This is a genomic window from Citrobacter braakii, assembly GCF_009648935.1.
GTDB classification, from domain to species: Bacteria; Pseudomonadota; Gammaproteobacteria; order Enterobacterales; family Enterobacteriaceae; genus Citrobacter; species Citrobacter braakii.
Genome location: NZ_CP045771.1, coordinates 653983 through 676575, shown reverse-complemented (window position 1 = coordinate 676575; position 22593 = coordinate 653983). Strand labels below are relative to the sequence as shown.

11 protein-coding genes, 1 tRNA gene and 3 rRNA genes are annotated in these 22593 nt (G+C 53.8%); 11 read left to right on the top strand and 4 right to left on the bottom strand.

What is annotated here, in order from left to right:
• Positions 1–14: 14 nt before the first annotated feature.
• Complete coding sequence (purH, locus tag GFC06_RS03065; protein ID WP_153689827.1) at positions 15–1604, bottom strand: bifunctional phosphoribosylaminoimidazolecarboxamide formyltransferase/IMP cyclohydrolase; 1590 nt, start codon at positions 1602–1604, stop codon at positions 15–17.
• 619 nt (positions 1605–2223) lie between these two features.
• Here purH and GFC06_RS03060 point away from each other — a divergent pair.
• The 8 genes from GFC06_RS03060 to aceK all read left to right on the top strand — a co-directional run bounded on the left by GFC06_RS03060 (position 2224) and on the right by aceK (position 13575).
• Positions 2224–3765: ribosomal RNA gene (locus GFC06_RS03060) — 16S ribosomal RNA — on the top strand.
• A gap of 85 nt (positions 3766–3850) precedes the next feature.
• Positions 3851–3926 (top strand) — tRNA-Glu (locus GFC06_RS03055).
• Between the two features lie 219 nt (positions 3927–4145).
• Positions 4146–7052: ribosomal RNA gene (locus GFC06_RS03050) — 23S ribosomal RNA — on the top strand.
• A gap of 96 nt (positions 7053–7148) precedes the next feature.
• A 5S ribosomal RNA gene (rrf, locus tag GFC06_RS03045) occupies positions 7149–7264 on the top strand.
• The 16S, 23S and 5S rRNA genes sit together here with 1 tRNA gene alongside, the layout of an rRNA operon.
• 341 nt (positions 7265–7605) lie before the next feature.
• The gene (gene metA, locus GFC06_RS03040) at positions 7606–8535 is read left to right on the top strand and encodes a homoserine O-acetyltransferase MetA (protein WP_016155321.1); all 930 of its coding nucleotides are present in this window, start codon (positions 7606–7608) and stop codon (positions 8533–8535) included.
• 268 nt (positions 8536–8803) lie between these two features.
• Positions 8804–10405, top strand: coding sequence for a malate synthase A (aceB, locus tag GFC06_RS03035; RefSeq protein ID WP_153689826.1), 1602 nt, complete (start codon positions 8804–8806; stop codon positions 10403–10405).
• Positions 10406–10440: 35 nt separating this feature from the next.
• The gene (gene aceA, locus GFC06_RS03030) at positions 10441–11745 is read left to right on the top strand and encodes an isocitrate lyase (protein WP_016155323.1); all 1305 of its coding nucleotides are present in this window, start codon (positions 10441–10443) and stop codon (positions 11743–11745) included.
• 102 nt (positions 11746–11847) lie between these two features.
• Positions 11848–13575: a bifunctional isocitrate dehydrogenase kinase/phosphatase gene (gene aceK / locus GFC06_RS03025; protein ID WP_016155427.1), complete on the top strand. Its 1728-nt coding sequence runs from the start codon at positions 11848–11850 to the stop codon at positions 13573–13575.
• A gap of 17 nt (positions 13576–13592) precedes the next feature.
• On the opposite strand, the gene iclR is transcribed toward aceK, so the two are convergent.
• Complete coding sequence (iclR, locus tag GFC06_RS03020; RefSeq protein ID WP_047357748.1) at positions 13593–14417, bottom strand: glyoxylate bypass operon transcriptional repressor IclR; 825 nt, start codon at positions 14415–14417, stop codon at positions 13593–13595.
• A gap of 195 nt (positions 14418–14612) precedes the next feature.
• Here iclR and metH point away from each other — a divergent pair, with 195 nt between their 5' ends.
• Positions 14613–18296, top strand: coding sequence for a methionine synthase (gene metH / locus GFC06_RS03015; RefSeq protein WP_047357747.1), 3684 nt, complete (start codon positions 14613–14615; stop codon positions 18294–18296).
• Between the two features lie 241 nt (positions 18297–18537).
• Positions 18538–20169 (top strand): Na/Pi cotransporter family protein, encoded by a 1632-nt coding sequence (locus GFC06_RS03010; protein WP_016155327.1) that lies wholly within the window; start codon positions 18538–18540, stop codon positions 20167–20169.
• Between the two features lie 56 nt (positions 20170–20225).
• On the opposite strand, the gene pepE is transcribed toward GFC06_RS03010, so the two are convergent.
• The gene (gene pepE, locus GFC06_RS03005) at positions 20226–20915 is read right to left on the bottom strand and encodes a dipeptidase PepE (RefSeq protein WP_016155430.1); all 690 of its coding nucleotides are present in this window, start codon (positions 20913–20915) and stop codon (positions 20226–20228) included.
• A gap of 155 nt (positions 20916–21070) precedes the next feature.
• A complete protein-coding gene (locus GFC06_RS03000) occupies positions 21071–21490 on the bottom strand; it encodes a rhodanese-like domain-containing protein (RefSeq protein ID WP_019077882.1) in 420 nt (139 codons plus the stop codon).
• Positions 21491–21574: 84 nt separating this feature from the next.
• On the opposite strand from GFC06_RS03000, the gene ftrA reads away from it, so the two are divergent.
• Entirely contained in the window at positions 21575–22555 is a 981-nt protein-coding gene (ftrA, locus tag GFC06_RS02995; protein WP_141876123.1) for a transcriptional regulator FtrA, read from the top strand.
• The last annotated feature ends 38 nt before the right edge of the window (positions 22556–22593 follow it).

Below are 22593 nucleotides of genomic sequence, written 5' to 3'. Positions count from 1 at the left end.
GTCTGCTCCGTGGATTAATGGCGGAAGTGGCGCATGTCGGTGAACACCATCGCTATGCCGTGCTCGTCGGCGGCAGCAATGACTTCATCATCACGGATAGAACCGCCTGGCTGGATCACGCAGGTCACACCGGCGGCGGCGGCGGCATCAATCCCATCGCGGAACGGGAAGAAGGCGTCGGATGCCATAGAGGAACCTTGAACTTCCAGACCTTCGTCGGCGGCTTTAATCCCGGCGATTTTTGCGGAATATACGCGGCTCATCTGGCCTGCGCCTATGCCGATAGTCATGTTCTCTTTGGCGTAAACAATGGCGTTGGATTTTACAAATTTAGCTACTTTCCAGCAGAACAGCGCATCGCGCAGTTCCTGTTCAGTCGGCTGACGTTTGGAAACTACGCGCAGTTCACCTTCGCTCACCATACCCAGGTCACGATCCTGAACCAGCAGACCGCCGTTAACGCGTTTGAAGTCCAGGCCCGGCACACGTTGTGCCCACTGACCGCAGGTCAGCACGCGGACGTTCTGTTTGGCGGCGGTGATTTTCAGTGCGTCTTCGGTTGCGGATGGCGCGATGATCACTTCCACGAACTGACGGGAAATGATGGCTTGAGCAGTTTCGGCATCCAGTTCGCGGTTGAAGGCGATGATGCCGCCGAACGCGGAGGTCGGGTCGGTTTTATAGGCGCGGTCGTAAGCATCGAGAATAGAGGTACTGACAGCCACGCCGCACGGGTTAGCGTGTTTGACGATCACACAGGCTGGCTCGTTGAATTCTTTTACGCACTCCAGCGCCGCATCGGTATCGGCGATGTTGTTGTAGGAAAGTGCTTTGCCCTGTACCTGCTGCGCGGTGGCAACGGACGCTTCTTTAACATTCTCTTCTATATAGAAGGCAGCCTGTTGGTGGCTGTTCTCGCCGTAGCGCATATCCTGCTTCTTAATGAAGTTCAGGTTCAGTGTACGTGGAAAGCGACCGGCGGCTTCTTTGCTTTCGCCGTGGTAGGCCGGAACCATGCTACCGAAGTAGTTGGCGATCATGCTGTCGTAAGCGGCGGTGTGTTCGAAGGCTTTAATCGCGAGATCGAAACGTGTGTTGAGGGTCAGAGAACCGTCGTTGGCATCCATCTCTTTAATAATGGCGGCGTAGTCGCTGCTCTTCACAACGATAGCCACATCTTTATGGTTCTTGGCAGCGGAACGCACCATCGTCGGGCCGCCGATATCAATGTTTTCTACCGCATCTTCCAGCGAGCAGCCTTCACGGGCAACGGTCTCGGCGAACGGGTACAGGTTAACAACCACCATGTCGATAGGTGCGATGTCGTGCTGTTCCATAATCCCGTCGTCCTGACCACGACGACCAAGAATGCCTCCGTGGACTTTCGGATGCAGGGTCTTTACGCGTCCATCCATCATTTCCGGGAAGCCGGTGTAATCGGAAACTTCGGTCACTGGCAGACCTTTCTCAGCTAACAGGCGCGCAGTGCCACCTGTAGACAGCAGCTCCACACCGCGTGCGGAAAGTGCCTGAGCGAATTCGATGATACCGGCCTTGTCAGAAACACTGAGCAGAGCGCGGCGGACTGGACGACGTTGTTGCATGGTAAATCCCCTGGATTTGACTATTACAGAGAGCGTTAGGTGAATTCTTGGCTAAAAACTCAGCTAACGCCCCTTACGGGGCATCCTTGTTGTGCGGGGGCATTGTAACGAAAACGTTTGCGCAACGCTCGCGAATTTTTAATTTTCGATTTTGACCTCTTCTTTTTCCGTTGAAGGATGCTCATATAAACAGAGAAGTGCACAAACGATCGCGTGGTTTGTGGATAACTCTGTGTGTAAATGGGTATAAGGCGGGGTTTTGCTGTGGAATGCAGCGGTCAGTCATTTTTCTGTAATTTAAGGGTTGCGGGCCGCGGGAAACTCCCTATAATGCGCCTCCATCGACACGGCGGATGTGAATCACTTCACACAAACAGCCGGTTCGGTTGAAGAGAAAAACCTGAAAATGAGGGTTGACTCTGAAAGAGGAAAGCGTAATATACGCCACCTCGCGACAGAGCGCTAAAGCGCGTCGCAACTGCTCTTTAACAATTTATCAGACAATCTGTGTGGGCACTCGAAGATACGGATTCTTAACGTCGCAAGACGAAAAATGAATACCAAGTCTCTGAGTGAACACGTAATTCATTACGAAGTTTAATTCACGAGCATCAAACTTAAATTGAAGAGTTTGATCATGGCTCAGATTGAACGCTGGCGGCAGGCCTAACACATGCAAGTCGAACGGTAGCACAGAGGAGCTTGCTCCTTGGGTGACGAGTGGCGGACGGGTGAGTAATGTCTGGGAAACTGCCCGATGGAGGGGGATAACTACTGGAAACGGTAGCTAATACCGCATAACGTCGCAAGACCAAAGAGGGGGACCTTCGGGCCTCTTGCCATCGGATGTGCCCAGATGGGATTAGCTAGTAGGTGGGGTAACGGCTCACCTAGGCGACGATCCCTAGCTGGTCTGAGAGGATGACCAGCCACACTGGAACTGAGACACGGTCCAGACTCCTACGGGAGGCAGCAGTGGGGAATATTGCACAATGGGCGCAAGCCTGATGCAGCCATGCCGCGTGTATGAAGAAGGCCTTCGGGTTGTAAAGTACTTTCAGCGAGGAGGAAGGTGTTGTGGTTAATAACTACAGCAATTGACGTTACTCGCAGAAGAAGCACCGGCTAACTCCGTGCCAGCAGCCGCGGTAATACGGAGGGTGCAAGCGTTAATCGGAATTACTGGGCGTAAAGCGCACGCAGGCGGTCTGTCAAGTCGGATGTGAAATCCCCGGGCTCAACCTGGGAACTGCATCCGAAACTGGCAGGCTAGAGTCTTGTAGAGGGGGGTAGAATTCCAGGTGTAGCGGTGAAATGCGTAGAGATCTGGAGGAATACCGGTGGCGAAGGCGGCCCCCTGGACAAAGACTGACGCTCAGGTGCGAAAGCGTGGGGAGCAAACAGGATTAGATACCCTGGTAGTCCACGCCGTAAACGATGTCGACTTGGAGGTTGTGCCCTTGAGGCGTGGCTTCCGGAGCTAACGCGTTAAGTCGACCGCCTGGGGAGTACGGCCGCAAGGTTAAAACTCAAATGAATTGACGGGGGCCCGCACAAGCGGTGGAGCATGTGGTTTAATTCGATGCAACGCGAAGAACCTTACCTACTCTTGACATCCAGAGAACTTAGCAGAGATGCTTTGGTGCCTTCGGGAACTCTGAGACAGGTGCTGCATGGCTGTCGTCAGCTCGTGTTGTGAAATGTTGGGTTAAGTCCCGCAACGAGCGCAACCCTTATCCTTTGTTGCCAGCGGTTCGGCCGGGAACTCAAAGGAGACTGCCAGTGATAAACTGGAGGAAGGTGGGGATGACGTCAAGTCATCATGGCCCTTACGAGTAGGGCTACACACGTGCTACAATGGCATATACAAAGAGAAGCGACCTCGCGAGAGCAAGCGGACCTCATAAAGTATGTCGTAGTCCGGATTGGAGTCTGCAACTCGACTCCATGAAGTCGGAATCGCTAGTAATCGTGGATCAGAATGCCACGGTGAATACGTTCCCGGGCCTTGTACACACCGCCCGTCACACCATGGGAGTGGGTTGCAAAAGAAGTAGGTAGCTTAACCTTCGGGAGGGCGCTTACCACTTTGTGATTCATGACTGGGGTGAAGTCGTAACAAGGTAACCGTAGGGGAACCTGCGGTTGGATCACCTCCTTACCTTAAAGAACCGACCTTTGTAGTGCTCACACAGATTGTCTGATGAAAAGTAAATAGCAAGGCGTCTTGCGATTGAGACTTCAGTGTCCCCTTCGTCTAGAGGCCCAGGACACCGCCCTTTCACGGCGGTAACAGGGGTTCGAATCCCCTAGGGGACGCCACTTGCTGGTATGTGTGAGTGAAAGTCGCCGACCGAAGTATCTCAAAACAGACTTCCGAGTCTCGTTTGAGATATTTGCTCTTTAAAAATCTGGATCAAGCTGAAAATTGAAACGACACACTGTTTCATTTCTCCGTAATAAGAAATGAAAAGCGGTGTGTTCGAGTCTCTCAAATTTTCGCAATACTGAAGTGTTTTACGAAACATCTTCGGGTTGTGAGGTTAAGCGACTAAGCGTACACGGTGGATGCCCTGGCAGTCAGAGGCGATGAAGGACGTGCTAATCTGCGATAAGCGTCGGTAAGGTGATATGAACCGTTATAACCGGCGATTTCCGAATGGGGAAACCCAGTGTGATTCGTCACACTATCATTGCGTGAATACATAGCGTAATGAAGCGAACCGGGGGAACTGAAACATCTAAGTACCCCGAGGAAAAGAAATCAACCGAGATTCCCCCAGTAGCGGCGAGCGAACGGGGAGCAGCCCAGAGTCTGAATCAGCATGTGTGGTAGTGGAACGGTCTGGAAAGTCCGGCGATACAGGGTGATAGCCCCGTACACAAAAGTGCATGTGTTGTGAACTCGAAGAGTAGGGCGGGACACGTGGTATCCTGTCTGAATATGGGGGGACCATCCTCCAAGGCTAAATACTCCTGACTGACCGATAGTGAACCAGTACCGTGAGGGAAAGGCGAAAAGAACCCCGGCGAGGGGAGTGAAAAAGAACCTGAAACCGTGTACGTACAAGCAGTGGGAGCCTCTTTATGGGGTGACTGCGTACCTTTTGTATAATGGGTCAGCGACTTATATTCTGTAGCAAGGTTAACCGAATAGGGGAGCCGAAGGGAAACCGAGTCTTAACTGGGCGTTAAGTTGCAGGGTATAGACCCGAAACCCGGTGATCTAGCCATGGGCAGGTTGAAGGTTGGGTAACACTAACTGGAGGACCGAACCGACTAATGTTGAAAAATTAGCGGATGACTTGTGGCTGGGGGTGAAAGGCCAATCAAACCGGGAGATAGCTGGTTCTCCCCGAAAGCTATTTAGGTAGCGCCTCGTGAATTCATCTTCGGGGGTAGAGCACTGTTTCGGCTAGGGGGTCATCCCGACTTACCAACCCGATGCAAACTGCGAATACCGAAGAATGTTATCACGGGAGACACACGGCGGGTGCTAACGTCCGTCGTGAAGAGGGAAACAACCCAGACCGCCAGCTAAGGTCCCAAAGTCATGGTTAAGTGGGAAACGATGTGGGAAGGCACAGACAGCCAGGATGTTGGCTTAGAAGCAGCCATCATTTAAAGAAAGCGTAATAGCTCACTGGTCGAGTCGGCCTGCGCGGAAGATGTAACGGGGCTAAACCATGCACCGAAGCTGCGGCAGCGACACTATGTGTTGTTGGGTAGGGGAGCGTTCTGTAAGCCGTTGAAGGTGTGCTGTGAGGCATGCTGGAGGTATCAGAAGTGCGAATGCTGACATAAGTAACGATAATGCGGGTGAAAAACCCGCACGCCGGAAGACCAAGGGTTCCTGTCCAACGTTAATCGGGGCAGGGTGAGTCGACCCCTAAGGCGAGGCCGAAAGGCGTAGTCGATGGGAAACAGGTTAATATTCCTGTACTTGGTGTTACTGCGAGGGGGGGACGGAGAAGGCTATGTTAGCCGGGCGACGGTTGTCCCGGTTTAAGCATGTAGGCGGAGATTCCAGGTAAATCCGGAGTCTTGTTAACGCTGAGGTGTGATGACGAGGCACTACGGTGCTGAAGTAACAAATGCCCTGCTTCCAGGAAAAGCCTCTAAGCATCAGGTAACACAAAATCGTACCCCAAACCGACACAGGTGGTCAGGTAGAGAATACCAAGGCGCTTGAGAGAACTCGGGTGAAGGAACTAGGCAAAATGGTGCCGTAACTTCGGGAGAAGGCACGCTGATATGTAGGTGAAGTGATTTACTCATGGAGCTGAAATCAGTCGAAGATACCAGCTGGCTGCAACTGTTTATTAAAAACACAGCACTGTGCAAACACGAAAGTGGACGTATACGGTGTGACGCCTGCCCGGTGCCGGAAGGTTAATTGATGGGGTTATCCGTAAGGAGAAGCTCTTGATCGAAGCCCCGGTAAACGGCGGCCGTAACTATAACGGTCCTAAGGTAGCGAAATTCCTTGTCGGGTAAGTTCCGACCTGCACGAATGGCGTAATGATGGCCAGGCTGTCTCCACCCGAGACTCAGTGAAATTGAACTCGCTGTGAAGATGCAGTGTACCCGCGGCAAGACGGAAAGACCCCGTGAACCTTTACTATAGCTTGACACTGAACACTGGTCCTTGATGTGTAGGATAGGTGGGAGGCTTTGAAGTGTGGACGCCAGTCTGCATGGAGCCAACCTTGAAATACCACCCTTTAATGGCTGGTGTTCTAACGTAGACCCGTAATCCGGGTTGCGGACAGTGTCTGGTGGGTAGTTTGACTGGGGCGGTCTCCTCCTAAAGAGTAACGGAGGAGCACGAAGGTTAGCTAATCCTGGTCGGACATCAGGAGGTTAGTGCAAAGGCATAAGCTAGCTTGACTGCGAGAGTGACGGCTCGAGCAGGTGCGAAAGCAGGTCTTAGTGATCCGGTGGTTCTGAATGGAAGGGCCATCGCTCAACGGATAAAAGGTACTCCGGGGATAACAGGCTGATACCGCCCAAGAGTTCATATCGACGGCGGTGTTTGGCACCTCGATGTCGGCTCATCACATCCTGGGGCTGAAGTAGGTCCCAAGGGTATGGCTGTTCGCCATTTAAAGTGGTACGCGAGCTGGGTTTAGAACGTCGTGAGACAGTTCGGTCCCTATCTGCCGTGGGCGCTGGAGAATTGAGGGGGGCTGCTCCTAGTACGAGAGGACCGGAGTGGACGCATCACTGGTGTTCGGGTTGTCATGCCAATGGCATTGCCCGGTAGCTAAATGCGGAAGAGATAAGTGCTGAAAGCATCTAAGCACGAAACTTGCCCCGAGATGAGTTCTCCCTGACCCTTTAAGGGTCCTGAAGGAACGTTGAAGACGACGACGTTGATAGGTCGGGTGTGTAAGCGTAGCGATACGTTGAGCTAACCGATACTAATGAACCGTGAGGCTTAACCTTACAACGCCGAAGATGTTTTGGCGAAAGAGACATCGAAATTCAGCTTGATTACAGATTACATCGACATGCGAGAAGCGTGTTGATAAACAGAATTTGCCTGGCGGCTGTAGCGCGGTGGTCCCACCTGACCCCATGCCGAACTCAGAAGTGAAACGCCGTAGCGCCGATGGTAGTGTGGGGTCTCCCCATGCGAGAGTAGGGAACTGCCAGGCATCAAACAAGTGAAAAAGCCCATCCTGCCGGATGGGCTTTTTTGCGTCTGCAGGGCAGTCAGAACTGCCGGATGCAGCGTACCATTTTATCCAGCCCATCATGTTGTAACCGGTGTGCAGGCCTGAGAAGCGCAGCACACCAGGCTCTCCCGGCAGCACATTGCCTGTTACGCGAACGACGAATAGCATTCTCCTTTTTTCTTTACTGCACTAATCTACAGCAAGGAGCCGTGAAACTTTCTCAACTTGAGGATGCAGGCTCGACATTCGCATGATTCCTGGGTATCTTCAGCTATCTGGATGTCTAAACGTTTAAACGTATGTAGTGAGGTTATCAGGTTATGCCTATTCGCGTGCAGGACGAGCTACCCGCCGTCAATTTCTTGCGTGAGGAAAACGTCTTTGTGATGACGTCATCTCGCGCTTCTGGTCAGGAAATTCGTCCACTGAAGGTGCTCATCCTCAACCTGATGCCCAAGAAGATTGAAACGGAAAACCAGTTCCTGCGTTTACTCTCTAACTCACCGCTGCAGGTAGATGTTCAGCTATTGCGCATTGATGCCCGCGAGTCACGCAACACCCCTACGGAGCATCTGAATAACTTTTACTGTAATTTCGAGGATATCTGCGATCAGAACTTTGATGGACTGATCGTGACCGGCGCGCCGTTGGGTCTGGTTGAATTTAATGACGTGGCTTACTGGCCGCAGATTAAACAAGTGCTTGAATGGGCGAAAGATCATGTTACATCGACGCTCTTTGTCTGTTGGGCGGTGCAAGCTGCATTGAATATCCTGTACGGAATTCCCAAGCAAACCCGTACGGATAAACTCTCAGGTGTCTATGAGCACCATATTCTTCATCCTCATGCGCTGCTGACGCGTGGATTTGATGATGCGTTCCTGGCCCCGCATTCGCGCTATGCCGATTTTCCTGCTGCCCTTATCAGGGACTACACCGATCTCGAGATTTTTGCCGAAACAGAAGAGGGAGATGCCTACCTGTTTGCCAGCAAAGATAAACGTATCGCCTTCGTAACGGGCCATCCTGAGTATGACGCCCATACACTCGGCAGTGAATATTTTCGTGACGTCGAAGCGGGCTTAACGCCGGAAGTGCCCTATAACTACTTCCCAAAAGATGACCCGCAAAATAAACCGCGGGCAACCTGGCGTAGCCACGGCAATCTGTTGTTTACCAACTGGCTCAACTATTACGTTTACCAGATCACGCCATATGATCTGCGTCACATGAATCCAACGCTGGATTAATCTTCTGTAACAGACGATCCTTAAGCGTTTCAGCATGTTGAATCAGGCACCTTCGGGTGCCTTTTTTATTTCCGAAACGCACCTCACTGTGTAATTAAATTTTATTTATATTGTTATCAATAAGTTAATTGATAATTAAATTAAAAATGGAAATTGTTTTTGATTTTGAAATTTAAATGAGTAGTCTTAGTTGTGCTGAACGAAAACCGCACAACGATCCTTCGTTCGCATTGGGGATGTGTTTGGATCAATGACGAGGAACTACGCAATGAATCAACAGGTAACGACAACCGATGAACTGATCTTCACCAGGCCGCGTGGCGAACAGGAACAGCAGATTCTGACCGCTGAGGCGGTGGAGTTTCTGACCGAGCTGGTGACAAGATTTACGCCAAAGCGGAATAAACTTCTGGCTGCACGTATCCAGCAGCAGCAGGATATTGATGACGGTAAGTTGCCTGACTTTATTTCGGAAACAGCTTCCATTCGCGAAGGCAGCTGGAAAATTCGCGGTATTCCTGATGATTTACTGGATCGCCGTGTAGAGATTACCGGACCGGTTGAGCGCAAGATGGTTATCAACGCGCTGAACGCGAACGTCAAAGTCTTTATGGCTGATTTTGAAGATTCGCTGGCTCCTGAGTGGAGCAAAGTTATCGACGGGCAAATCAACTTGCGCGATGCAGTCAATGGCACCATTAGCTACACCAACGAAGCCGGTAAAATTTATCAACTCAAACCCAATCCGGCCCTGTTAGTGTGCCGCGTTCGCGGTCTGCATCTGCCGGAAAAACACGTCACCTGGCGTGGCGAATCGATCCCGGGCAGCCTGTTCGACTTTGCCCTCTATTTCTTCCACAACTACAAAACGTTGCTGGCAAAAGGCAGTGGCCCTTATTTCTATCTACCCAAAACGCAGGCCTGGCAAGAAGCGGCATGGTGGAGTGAAGTGTTCAGCTATGCAGAGGATCGCTTTAATCTGCCGCGCGGCACAATTAAAGCGACCCTGCTGATTGAAACGCTGCCAGCCGTTTTCCAGATGGACGAAATTCTGCACGCGCTGCGTGACCACATTGTGGGCCTGAACTGCGGTCGCTGGGACTACATTTTCAGTTATATCAAAACACTGAAGAACCACCCGGATCGCGTGTTGCCGGACCGTCAGGTGGTGACGATGGATAAGCCATTCCTCAGTGCGTATTCGCGTCTGCTGATCAAAACCTGTCATAAACGCGGCGCGTTCGCGATGGGCGGCATGGCCGCGTTCATTCCCAGCAAAGATGCGGAACGTAACAACCAGGTTCTGACCAAGGTAAAAGCGGACAAAGCGCTGGAAGCCAATAACGGTCATGACGGCACATGGATTGCCCATCCAGGACTGGCAGATACCGCAATGGCGGTGTTCAACGACGTACTCGGTGAAAATAAAAATCAGCTGTTCGTGACCCGTGAAGAAGATGCGGCGATTACCGCAGAACAATTGCTGGCACCCTGTGAAGGTGAGCGTACTGAAGAAGGCATGCGTGCCAACATTCGTGTCGCGGTGCAGTACATCGAAGCGTGGATCTCCGGTAATGGCTGCGTACCGATTTTTGGTCTGATGGAAGATGCGGCCACCGCCGAAATCTCTCGTACTTCCATCTGGCAGTGGATCCACCACCAGAAAACGCTCAGCAACGGCAAACCGGTTACCAAACCGTTGTTCCGCCAGATGCTGGCCGAAGAGATGTTGGTGATTCAGGACGAACTGGGGGAACACCGCTACAGCAGCGGGCGTTTTGACGATGCCGCGCGCCTGATGGAGCAAATCACCACTTCCGACGAGTTAATTGACTTCCTGACGTTACCGGGCTATCGCCTGTTGGCCTAATTTACCCACAATTTATCCTAATGGAGCATCTGCACATGAAAACCCGTACTCAACAAATCGAAGAATTACAGAAAGAATGGACTCAACCGCGCTGGGAAGGCATCACCCGCCCCTATAGCGCGGAGGAAGTGGTGAAATTACGTGGCTCGGTCAACCCGGAATGCACGCTGGCGCAGCTTGGCGCGGCGAAAATGTGGCGTCTGCTACACGGCGAATCGAAGAAAGGTTATATCAACAGCCTCGGCGCGCTGACTGGTGGTCAGGCGCTGCAGCAAGCGAAAGCTGGTATTGAAGCGGTCTACCTTTCAGGCTGGCAGGTGGCGGCAGATGCCAACCTGGCGTCCAGTATGTATCCGGATCAATCGTTGTATCCAGCGAACTCCGTTCCGGCGGTGGTGGACAGGATCAACAACACATTCCGTCGTGCCGATCAGATCCAATGGTCAACCGGTATTGAGCCGAACGATCCGCGCTATGTGGATTATTTCCTGCCGATCGTTGCAGATGCGGAAGCGGGTTTTGGCGGGGTACTGAACGCGTTTGAACTGATGAAATCGATGATTGAGGCTGGTGCAGCGGCCGTTCACTTCGAAGATCAGCTCGCATCGGTGAAAAAATGTGGTCACATGGGCGGCAAAGTCCTGGTGCCGACTCAGGAAGCTATCCAGAAACTGGTGGCAGCCCGTCTGGCTGCAGACGTTATGGGCGTTCCGACGCTGGTGATTGCGCGTACCGATGCTGACGCAGCCGATCTGATTACGTCTGATTGCGACCCATACGATAGCGAGTTCATCACTGGCGAGCGTACCAGCGAAGGGTTCTACCGTACGCATGCGGGCATTGAGCAGGCGATCAGCCGTGGTCTGGCTTACGCACCGTATGCGGATCTGGTGTGGTGTGAAACCTCCACGCCGGACCTCGAACTGGCGAAGCGCTTTGCCGATGCTATTCATGCGAAATTCCCAGGCAAACTGCTGGCCTACAACTGTTCGCCATCGTTTAACTGGCAGAAAAACCTGGATGACAAAACCATTGCCAGCTTCCAGCAACAGCTGTCCGATATGGGTTACAAATACCAGTTCATTACGCTGGCGGGTATCCACAGCATGTGGTTCAACATGTTCGACCTCGCGCATTCCTATGCGCAGGGTGAGGGCATGCGCCACTACGTTGAGAAGGTTCAGCAGCCGGAATTTGCGGCGGCTAAAGATGGTTACACCTTCGTGTCCCATCAGCAGGAAGTAGGGACAGGCTACTTCGACAAAGTAACCACCATCATTCAGGGCGGCACTTCTTCAGTGACCGCGCTGACCGGCTCGACTGAAGAATCGCAGTTTTGATCAATGCCCGGTGGCGCTGCGCTTACCGGGCCTACGAAGGGATGTAGGCCGGATAAGCGAACGCGCCATCCGGCATGACATTGTGCCGGATGGGAGAAATTGATGACGCGTGGCCTGGAATTACTGATTGCTCAGACGATTTTGCAAGGTTTCGACGCCCAGTACGGGCGTTTTCTGGAAGTGACATCCGGCGCGCAGCAGCGTTTTGAACATGCCGACTGGCACGCGGTTCAGCAGGCGATGAAAAGCCGTATCCACCTTTACGATCATCATGTGGGTCTGGTGGTGGAGCAACTGCGCTGCATTACTGATGGCAAAAGTACCGACGCGGATTTTTTACTTCGCGTGAAAGAGCATTACACCCGGCTATTGCCAGATTACCCGCGCTTCGAGATTGCGGAGAGTTTCTTTAACTCCGTCTATTGCCGGTTATTTGACCACCGCTCGCTGACTCCCGAGCGACTGTTTATTTTCAGCTCTCAGCCAGAGCGTCGTTTTCGCACGATCCCACGCCCGTTGGCGAAAGACTTTTTTCCCGATACCGGCTGGGAGTGGCTGCTTACGCGCGTCCTCAGCGATCTGCCCTTGCGTCTGCCGTGGCAGAACAGACATCGGGATATCCACTACATCATCGAACACCTGACCGAAACGCTGGGGGCGGATGTGTTGCAGCGCAGTCATTTGCAGGTGGCGAACGAACTGTTTTATCGCAACAAGGCCGCCTGGCTGGTCGGGAAGTTGATTACCCCTTCCGGGACGCTGCCGTTTTTACTGCCAATTCACCGTACTGACGAGGGCGAACTGTTTGTCGATACCTGCCTGACCACGACGGCGGAAGCCAGTATCGTGTTTGGCTTCGCCCGCTCGTATTTTATGGTTTACGCCCCGCTGCCCGCCGCGTTAGTGGAGTGGCTGCGCGAGATCCTGCCCGGTAAAACCACCGCTGAATTGTATATGGCGATTGGCTGTCAGAAACACGCGAAGACCGAAAGTTACCGCGAATATCTGCTCTATCTTGCCCATTGCGATGAGCAATTTATCGAAGCGCCGGGGATCCGCGGCATGGTGATGCTGGTATTTACCCTGCCAGGCTTCGACCGCGTCTTTAAAGTCATCAAAGACAAATTTGCGCCGCAAAAAGAGATGTCGGCCGCCCACGTCCGCGCCTGTTATCAACTGGTCAAGGAGCACGATCGTGTCGGACGGATGGCTGACACCCAGGAGTTCGAGAACTTTGTGCTGGATAAACGGCAAATCGATCCGTCGCTGATGGCGCTGTTGCTACAGGAAGCCCCGGAAAAAATTACCGATCTCGGCGAGCAGATTGTCATTCGCCATCTGTATATCGAACGACGGATGGTGCCGCTGAATATCTGGCTGGAGCAGGTCGAAGGCCAGCAACTGCGCGATGCAATTGAAGAGTACGGTAATGCCATTCGTCAGCTGGCCGCCGCCAATATTTTCCCCGGCGATATGCTGTTTAAGAACTTCGGCGTGACTCGCCACGGGCGCGTGGTGTTCTACGACTACGATGAAATTTGCTACATGACGGAGGTGAATTTCCGTCATATCCCGCCGCCGCGTTACCCGGAAGATGAGATGAGCGCTGAACCGTGGTATAGCGTATCCCCGGGGGATGTCTTCCCGGAAGAGTTTCGTCACTGGCTATGCGCTGACCCGCGTATCGGGCCGCTATTTGAAGAGATGCATGCTGACCTGTTCAGCGCCGACTACTGGCGAGGTCTGCAAACGCGGATCCGTGAAGGGCACGTGGAAGATGTTTACGCCTACCGGCGCAAACAGCGGTTTTGCATCAGATTTGCGGCTTGATGTCCGGCAACCCTTTCTTAACGAAATCCGCCGTATGCCAGCGTGACTTCTTTCGCCGCTTTGATCGCCATGGCACCAAACTCGGTCACTCGATCGTCGGTAATGCGCGAAATGGGTCCGGAGATGGAAATAGCGGCAAACGGCTCACGGTGTTCATCATAAATGCACGACGCCACGCAGCGCAGACCCAGCGCATGCTCCTCATCATCAAAGGAGTAGCCGCGCTTGCGCGTCTGGGCTAAATCCTCTTTCAGATGCACCGGCGACACCAGCGTGGCGTGGGTGTATGCGTGCAGCCCTTTACGGTGCAGCAGGCCAGTCACCTGTTCTTCACTCAGTTGGGATAAAAACGCCTTACCCGCACCGGAGGCGTGCATCGGCAGTTTGCCGCCGATAGGCGCGGACATACGCATCAGTTGGGTACACTGCACCTGGTCGATAATAATGGCCTGATGGTCGCTTTGATCTAACACGGCCAGGTTTACCGTCTCACCGGAGTCTTCCATCAGCTTGCGCAGGATCGGGTGGACAATCGCCAGCAAATTACGGCTTTGCAAAAAGCTGCTGCCGACGATAAACGCATGCGCACCCACGGCCCAGTGGCCTAATTCACCCACCTGACGGACAAATCCTTGCTGCTGCATGGTGGTCAACAAACGGTGAGTCGTGGAGTTTGGCAAACCGGCCTGCTGTGCCAGCTCGGTTAGTGCCACGCTGCCGTTGGATTCTGCAATCCACTCCAGTAGCTTCAGGCCGCGAGTCAGAGACTGAACCTGCCCGGTTGCAGGCGTAGTAGCAGCGGCGGGTTTTCTACCGCGTTTCGCGGGGATTGTGGCAACCATGGCGGACTCCTTTTCTGTATCGTGGAAATCATTTTCGTTTTATTCAATTATAATGCAAGAATTCCTGTACTGATCGGATGAGTGAAGCTGAACATGTCTCATGTTGGCCGTTGTTCTCTTTTCCACCTCTCAGGTTTGTGCCAGTATGGTCTGTTGAGTTTTTTTCGGTCTGGTTGAGCGTTGTCGGGAGCGAGTGTGAGCAGCAAAGTTGAACAATTACGTCAGCAGTTAAATGAACGTATTCTGGTGCTGGACGGCGGTATGGGCACCATGATCCAGGGATATCGTCTGAGCGAAGAGGATTTCCGCGGCGAACGCTTTGCCGACTGGCCGTGCGATCTGAAAGGCAACAACGACCTGTTGGTGCTCAGCAAACCTGAGGTGATCGCCGCCATCCATAACGCCTATTTTGAGGCGGGCGCGGATATCATCGAAACCAACACCTTTAACTCCACGACTATCGCCATGGCGGATTACCAGATGGAATCCCTGTCGGCGGAAATCAACTTTGCGGCAGCCAAACTGGCGCGCGCAGCGGCAGACGAATGGACGGCACGCACACCGGAAAAGCCGCGTTATGTCGCGGGCGTGCTCGGCCCAACCAACCGTACGGCGTCTATCTCGCCTGACGTCAACGACCCGGCTTACCGCAATATTACCTTTGATCAGCTGGTGGCCGCCTACCGTGAATCCACCAAAGCGCTGGTGGAAGGTGGCAGCGACCTGATCCTGATTGAAACTGTCTTCGATACCCTGAACGCCAAAGCCGCTATTTTCGCGGTTAAAACCGAGTTCGAAGCGCTGGGCGTTGAGTTGCCGATTATGCTCTCCGGCACTATCACCGATGCTTCCGGGCGTACGCTCTCCGGTCAGACAACCGAAGCGTTCTATAACTCACTGCGCCACGCCGATGCGCTGACCTTCGGTCTGAACTGCGCCTTAGGCCCGGACGAGTTGCGCCAGTACGTGCAGGAACTGTCGCGCATTGCCGAATGCTACGTTACCGCGCACCCGAATGCCGGGTTGCCGAACGCCTTTGGCGAATACGATCTCGATGCCGACACCATGGCGGCGCAAATACGCGAGTGGGCGCAAGCGGGCTTCCTCAACGTGGTTGGCGGCTGCTGCGGCACCACGCCGGAACACATCGCCGCGATGAGCCGCGCAGTGGAAGGCTTGCCGCCGCGCCGCTTGCCGGAAATCCCGGTAGCCTGCCGTCTGTCTGGCCTTGAACCGTTGAATATTGGCGACGATAGCCTGTTTGTGAACGTCGGCGAGCGTACCAACGTCACCGGTTCGGCGAAATTTAAGCGACTGATCAAAGAAGAGAAATACAACGAAGCGCTGGATGTCGCCCGTCAGCAGGTGGAAAGTGGCGCACAGATTATCGATATCAACATGGATGAGGGGATGCTCGACGCCGAAGCGGCGATGGTGCGTTTTCTCAACCTTATCGCCGGTGAGCCGGATATCGCCCGCGTGCCGATTATGATCGACTCCTCAAAATGGGACGTCATCGAAAAAGGGCTGAAGTGCATTCAGGGTAAAGGCATCGTTAACTCCATCTCGATGAAAGAGGGGGTTGAGACCTTTATCCACCACGCGAAGTTGCTGCGACGCTACGGTGCCGCAGTGGTGGTGATGGCCTTTGACGAGCAGGGGCAGGCCGACACCCGAGCGCGTAAAATTGAGATTTGCCGACGGGCGTACAACATTCTTACCGAAGAGGTAGGCTTCCCGCCGGAAGACATCATCTTCGACCCGAACATCTTTGCGGTCGCGACCGGGATTGATGAGCACAATAACTACGCGCAGGACTTTATCGGCGCCTGTGAGGACATCAAACGCGAACTACCGCACGCGCTGATCTCCGGCGGCGTCTCCAACGTGTCGTTCTCCTTCCGTGGTAACGACCCGGTTCGTGAAGCCATTCACGCGGTATTCCTTTACTACGCCATTCGCAACGGCATGGACATGGGGATCGTCAACGCCGGACAACTGGCGATTTACGACGACCTGCCCGCCGAGCTGCGCGATGCGGTTGAAGATGTGATCCTCAACCGTCGTGACGATGGCACCGAGCGTCTGCTGGAGCTGGCTGAGAAATATCGCGGTAGCAAAACTGATGACACTGCCAATGCCCAGATGGCGGAATGGCGCAGTTGGGACGTGAAAAAGCGCCTCGAATATTCGCTGGTGAAAGGTATTACCGAATTTATTGAGCAGGATACTGAAGAAGCTCGCCAGCAGGCCGCGCGTCCGATCGAGGTGATTGAAGGGCCGCTGATGGACGGGATGAACGTGGTTGGCGATCTGTTTGGCGAGGGCAAAATGTTCCTGCCGCAGGTGGTGAAATCCGCCCGCGTGATGAAGCAGGCGGTGGCCTACCTCGAACCGTATATTGAGGCCAGCAAAGAGAAAGGCTCCAGCAACGGCAAGATGGTCATTGCTACCGTGAAAGGCGATGTGCACGATATCGGCAAAAACATCGTTGGTGTGGTGCTGCAATGTAACAACTACGAAATCGTCGATCTTGGCGTGATGGTGCCAGCGGAGAAAATCCTCAGAACGGCACGTGAAGTGAATGCCGATCTGATTGGTCTTTCCGGGCTGATTACCCCGTCGCTGGACGAAATGGTCAACGTGGCGAAAGAGATGGAGCGTCAGGGGTTCACTATTCCGTTGCTGATTGGCGGCGCGACCACCTCAAAAGCGCACACGGCGGTGAAAATCGAGCAGAACTACAGTGGCCCGACGGTTTATGTGCAGAACGCCTCGCGTACCGTTGGCGTAGTCGCCGCACTCCTCTCTGACACTCAGCGCGATGACTTTGTCGCCCGTACGCGTAAAGAGTACGAAACCGTGCGTATCCAGCATGCGCGTAAGAAACCGCGGACCCCACCAGTAACGTTACAGGCTGCCCGCGACAACGATCTGGCCTTCGACTGGGAAAACTACACGCCGCCGGTGGCGCACCGCCTCGGCGTACAGAGCGTTGAAGCCAGCATCGAAACGCTGCGCAACTACATCGACTGGACGCCGTTCTTTATGACCTGGTCGCTGGCCGGGAAATACCCGCGTATCCTCGAAGATGAGGTGGTGGGAGAAGAGGCGAAACGTCTGTTCAAAGACGCCAATGACATGCTGGATAAACTCAGCGCTGAGAAGACCCTGAATCCGCGCGGCGTGGTGGGCTTGTTCCCGGCTAACCGCGTGGGGGACGACATCGAGATTTACCGTGACGAGACGCGTACGCACGTTATCAACGTGAGTCATCACCTGCGCCAGCAGACGGAAAAAGTCGGTTTCGCCAACTACTGCCTGTCTGACTTTGTTGCGCCGAAACTGAGTGGAAAAGCGGATTACATCGGTGCTTTCGCAGTTACCGGCGGTCTGGAGGAAGATGCACTGGCGGACGCCTTCGAAGCCCAGCATGACGACTACAACAAGATCATGGTGAAAGCGATCGCCGACCGCCTGGCGGAAGCGTTCGCGGAATATCTGCACGAGCGCGTGCGTAAAGTCTACTGGGGCTATGCGGCGAATGAGAACCTCAGTAACGAGGAGCTGATCCGCGAAAACTACCAGGGAATTCGCCCGGCACCGGGCTATCCGGCTTGCCCGGAACACACCGAAAAGGCCACCATCTGGGAACTGCTGGATGTAGAAGCGCACACCGGGATGAAGCTCACCGAATCCTTCGCGATGTGGCCAGGTGCGTCGGTTTCCGGCTGGTATTTCAGTCATCCAGACAGCAAGTACTACGCCGTGGCGCAAATCCAGCGCGATCAGGTTGAAGATTACGCCTTCCGTAAAGGCATGAGCGTGGCGGAAGTCGAACGTTGGTTAGCGCCTAATCTGGGCTATGACGCTGACTGATTCACAAAACTGTCATCTTTATTTACAACAAACAGGGCACTCAATGAGTGCCTTGTCTCTTTATTACGTTTAAACCCTTATACTGAAAGAACGTTCATCGATACTGCTTGCCGGATGGCGGCGTAAACACCTTATCCGGCTACTGGCATATTTTTGTCGGCCTGATAAGCGTGGCGCCATCAGGCGGTATGTCATTGCTATGAACCTCAGGAACATATAACGATAAGGAGAACCTGATTCCGTGCTAACTCTGTTACACCTGCTTTCTGCTGTCTCTATGCTGGTTTGGGGTACTCATATTGTGCGCACCGGCGTGATGCGCGTCTTCGGCGCCCGTTTGCGTACCGTACTCAGCCGTAGTGTTGAAAAGAAGCCGCTCGCCTTTTGTGCGGGTATCGGCGTGACGGCGCTGGTACAAAGCAGCAACGCCACCACCATGCTGGTGACCTCGTTTGTCGCGCAGGACCTCGTCGCGCTCACCCCTGCGCTGGTGATTGTACTCGGCGCCGACGTCGGGACCGCGCTGATGGCGCGTATCCTGACCTTCGATCTCTCCTGGCTGTCGCCACTGCTGATTTTTATCGGCGTGATCTTCTTTCTCGGACGTAAACAGTCCCGTGTGGGGCAACTGGGGCGGGTTGGTATTGGACTGGGGTTGATTTTACTGGCGCTGGAACTGATTGTGCAGGCGGTAACACCGATCACCCAGGCTAACGGCGTACAGGTTATTTTCGCCTCGCTCACCGGCGATATCATGCTGGATGCGCTGATTGGCGCTATGTTCGCGATTATCAGTTACTCCAGCCTTGCGGCGGTGCTGCTGACGGCAACGCTGACCGCGGCAGGCATTATCTCGTTCCCGGTGGCGTTGTGTCTGGTGATTGGCGCCAACCTCGGCTCTGGCCTGCTGGCGATGCTTAATAACAGCGCCGCTAACGCCGCCGCCCGCCGTGTGGCGCTCGGTAGCCTGCTGTTTAAGCTGGTGGGAAGCCTGATTATCCTGCCGTTTGTTCATCCGCTGGCAAATCTGATGGATGAACTGCCGCTGCCGAAATCTGAACTGGTTATTTACTTCCATGTCTTCTACAACCTGGTGCGCTGTGTGGCGATGGTGCCGTTCGCAGAACCGATGGCGCGTTTTTGTAAGCGCATCATCCGCGATGAGCCGGAGCTGGATGCGCATCTGAAGCCCAAACATCTCGACGTCAGTGCGCTGGATACCCCGACGCTGGCCCTGGCCAATGCCGCTCGTGAAGCTCTGCGCATCGGCGACGCGATGGAGCAGATGATGGACGGGCTGAAGAAGGTGATGCACGGCGAGCCGCGTGAAGAGAAAGAGCTGCGCAGGATGGCGGACGACATTAACGTGCTATACACGGCAATCAAGCTCTATCTGGCGCGGATGCCAAAGGATGAACTGGCGGAAGAGGAATCACGCCGTTGGGCGGAGATTATCGAAATGTCGCTTAACCTCGAGCAGGCTTCCGATATTGTCGAACGTATGGGCAGTGAGATAGCGGATAAGTCGCTGGCTGCCCGTCGCGCATTCTCCGTGGAAGGATTGAAAGAGCTGGATGCGCTCTTCGATCAGCTGCTCAGCAATCTGCAGCTGGCGATGTCGGTGTTCTTCTCTGGTGACGTGACCAGCGCCCGACGTCTGCGCCGTAGCAAGCACCGTTTCCGTATTCTCAACCGTCGGTATTCGCATGCGCACGTTGACCGTCTGCATCAGCAGAACGTGCAGAGCATCGAGACCAGCTCCTTGCACCTGGCGCTGCTGGGCGATATGCAGCGTCTGAACTCGCTGTTTTGTTCCGTGGCCTATAGCGTGCTGGAACAGCCGGATGAGGACGATGAGCGCGACGATTATTGAGTGAGGTGGACCGGTTGGCCGGATAAGGCATTTATGCCGTTATCCGGCAACATCGGTTAGAAGCAGTGACCTGCTTCGAGGGCAACCGCGTCTTCACCCGCTTTAAAGACGTAAGTGGTGTTCGGACCGCCAAGAACCGCCTGGCCGTTACTCACCTTAATCCAGTTTCCTTCCGGCAAGCCAATCACCGTCAGCTCTGGTGCCACAACCAGCAGCTCGCGAATACGCTGTTCACGCGTTTCGCCTTTGTGGCCTTCCGGAAGCGCATTGGTGAAATGTGGGTTAATCTGCAGCGGGAACAGACCCAGGGCATCAAAACCTTTTGGATCGACAATCGGCATGTCGTTGGTGGTGCGGATGGTCTGGCAGGCGAGGTTAGAACCTGCGCTCCAGCCGATGTACAGCGCACCGCGTTTGACGACATCCACAATCGGCGCCAGCAGCCCGCGCTCGCGGCTCTCTTTCAGTAACTGGAAGGTGTTACCCCCGCCGACAATCACCAGCTCTGCGTTTTCAATGGCAGCGATCGGATCGGCAACGGTATGAATGCCAGTAACGTTGACGCCCATTGGCGCAAAGATGGCTGCCGTTTTCGCCGTGTATTCATCCCAGGTTTGCGTCACGCCAGCGAACGGAATAAACACCGCCGTACGGCGACCATTCAGCTGCTCAGCAATCAGTGGTAGCGCATGTTCCATCCAGCCTTTGCCCGGCAGTGTCGAGTTACTCAATAAAAGCAGTTCCATCATTTCTCCATGTAATCAGAAAATTACAAACCGCGCTAATGCTACCACTATCAGCGTAATGCCTTACTGATATGGCTCACGATGTTGGAAGGGGGGAAAGCCGAACGGGTTAACCACAACCTCCTGTTGGAAAAGCCCGTTCGGACTTAACAACGTCAATCTATTGAAACAGCGTCCTTTTGCGTAGTGGCAAACGCCAGGCCTTCGTCCTCCCAGCCCTTAATACCACCAATCATTATTTTCACCGGTCGACCTAGCTGCGCCAACTTCAGCGCCGCGCGATCGGCCCCGTTACAGTGTGGGCCAGCGCAATAGACGACAAACAGTGTGTCCTGTGGCCATTTTTTCAAGGATTCCGTATTTATCAGTCGATGGGGAAGATGAATCGCGCCAGGGATATGACAACGAGAAAAACTCTCTGCACTCCCCACTACATGTAAAAGCACAAAATCTTTGTCGTCAGCAGCCATCGCGGAATGAACGTCAGAACAATCCGTCTCCATATTCAGACGTTGCTGGAAATGGGCGATAGCTTGTGCAGATGAAGCGGCTGGAATATCAGTTACGGTACTCATATTGTTGTTTTCTCTTGTGGTGAAATCAGCTGTTGTGTTACCTCTTATCTCATCAAAAAATTAACCTTGAAACACCCTCTGACCATGACAGATTCCGCCAGGATCATGACAACATCTTCTCGCCCGTTGGTCGTTGCACTCGCTTATGACGGGCTATGTACTTTCGAGTTTGGCGTCGCAGTGGAAGTTTTTGGGCTTCCGCGACCTGAACTGGGAGAGAGCTGGTATCGTTTTGCCGTGGCTTCGGTTGATCAAGGTGAATTAAGGGCAACTGGTGGGGTTCGTATCGTGGTGGACGGTGGATATGAATTGCTGCAAGAAGCAGACACTATTGTCATTCCTGGCTGGCGTGACGTGAGCTCACCGGTCCCGGAAGCATTATGCGATGCGCTTCGTGGAGCACATCAACGCGGTTGTCGAGTCATCTCTATCTGTTCTGGTGTATTTGTTCTGGCTGCGGCAGGTTTGCTGGATGAGCGTAAGGCGACGACGCACTGGCGTTACGTCAGTGAACTCCAGCGACGCTTTCCCGCCATCAACGTTGTGGAAGATGTCCTGTATGTCGGTGACCACGACGTGCTCACTTCGGCAGGTAGTGCGGCAGGGATTGATTTATGTTTGCATGTGGTGCGCACTGATTTTGGACTTGAGATTGCCAATAACGTGGCCCGTCGCCTGGTGCTGCAGCCCCACAGGGATGGCAGCCAGACTCAGCAGCAACTGCGTCCTGTTGCCCGCAGTCGGGAAAGCCAGCGTTTTGGTCTTTTGCTTGACTGGTTACATAACAATATCGCGCAGAAGCATACCCTTGACGCTCTGGCCAGCCAGGTCGGTATGAGTCCCCGAACGTTGATGCGGCGATTTCAGGAGTCAACGGGGCTTACTCCCGCACGTTGGCTGATGAATGAACGGCTAAACCGTGCGCAGCAGGCGCTCAATACATCCCATATCAGTATTGAGCAGATCGCGCAGCAAACCGGGTTCGGCAGCGCAAACTCTTTGCGTTACCACTTTCAAAAACGATTTGGTATCAGCCCGCAGGCATTACGTAATCAGATGCGATAGCACATTTTCACGCTCTGCTTTTTTATCCCCCGCAAGGT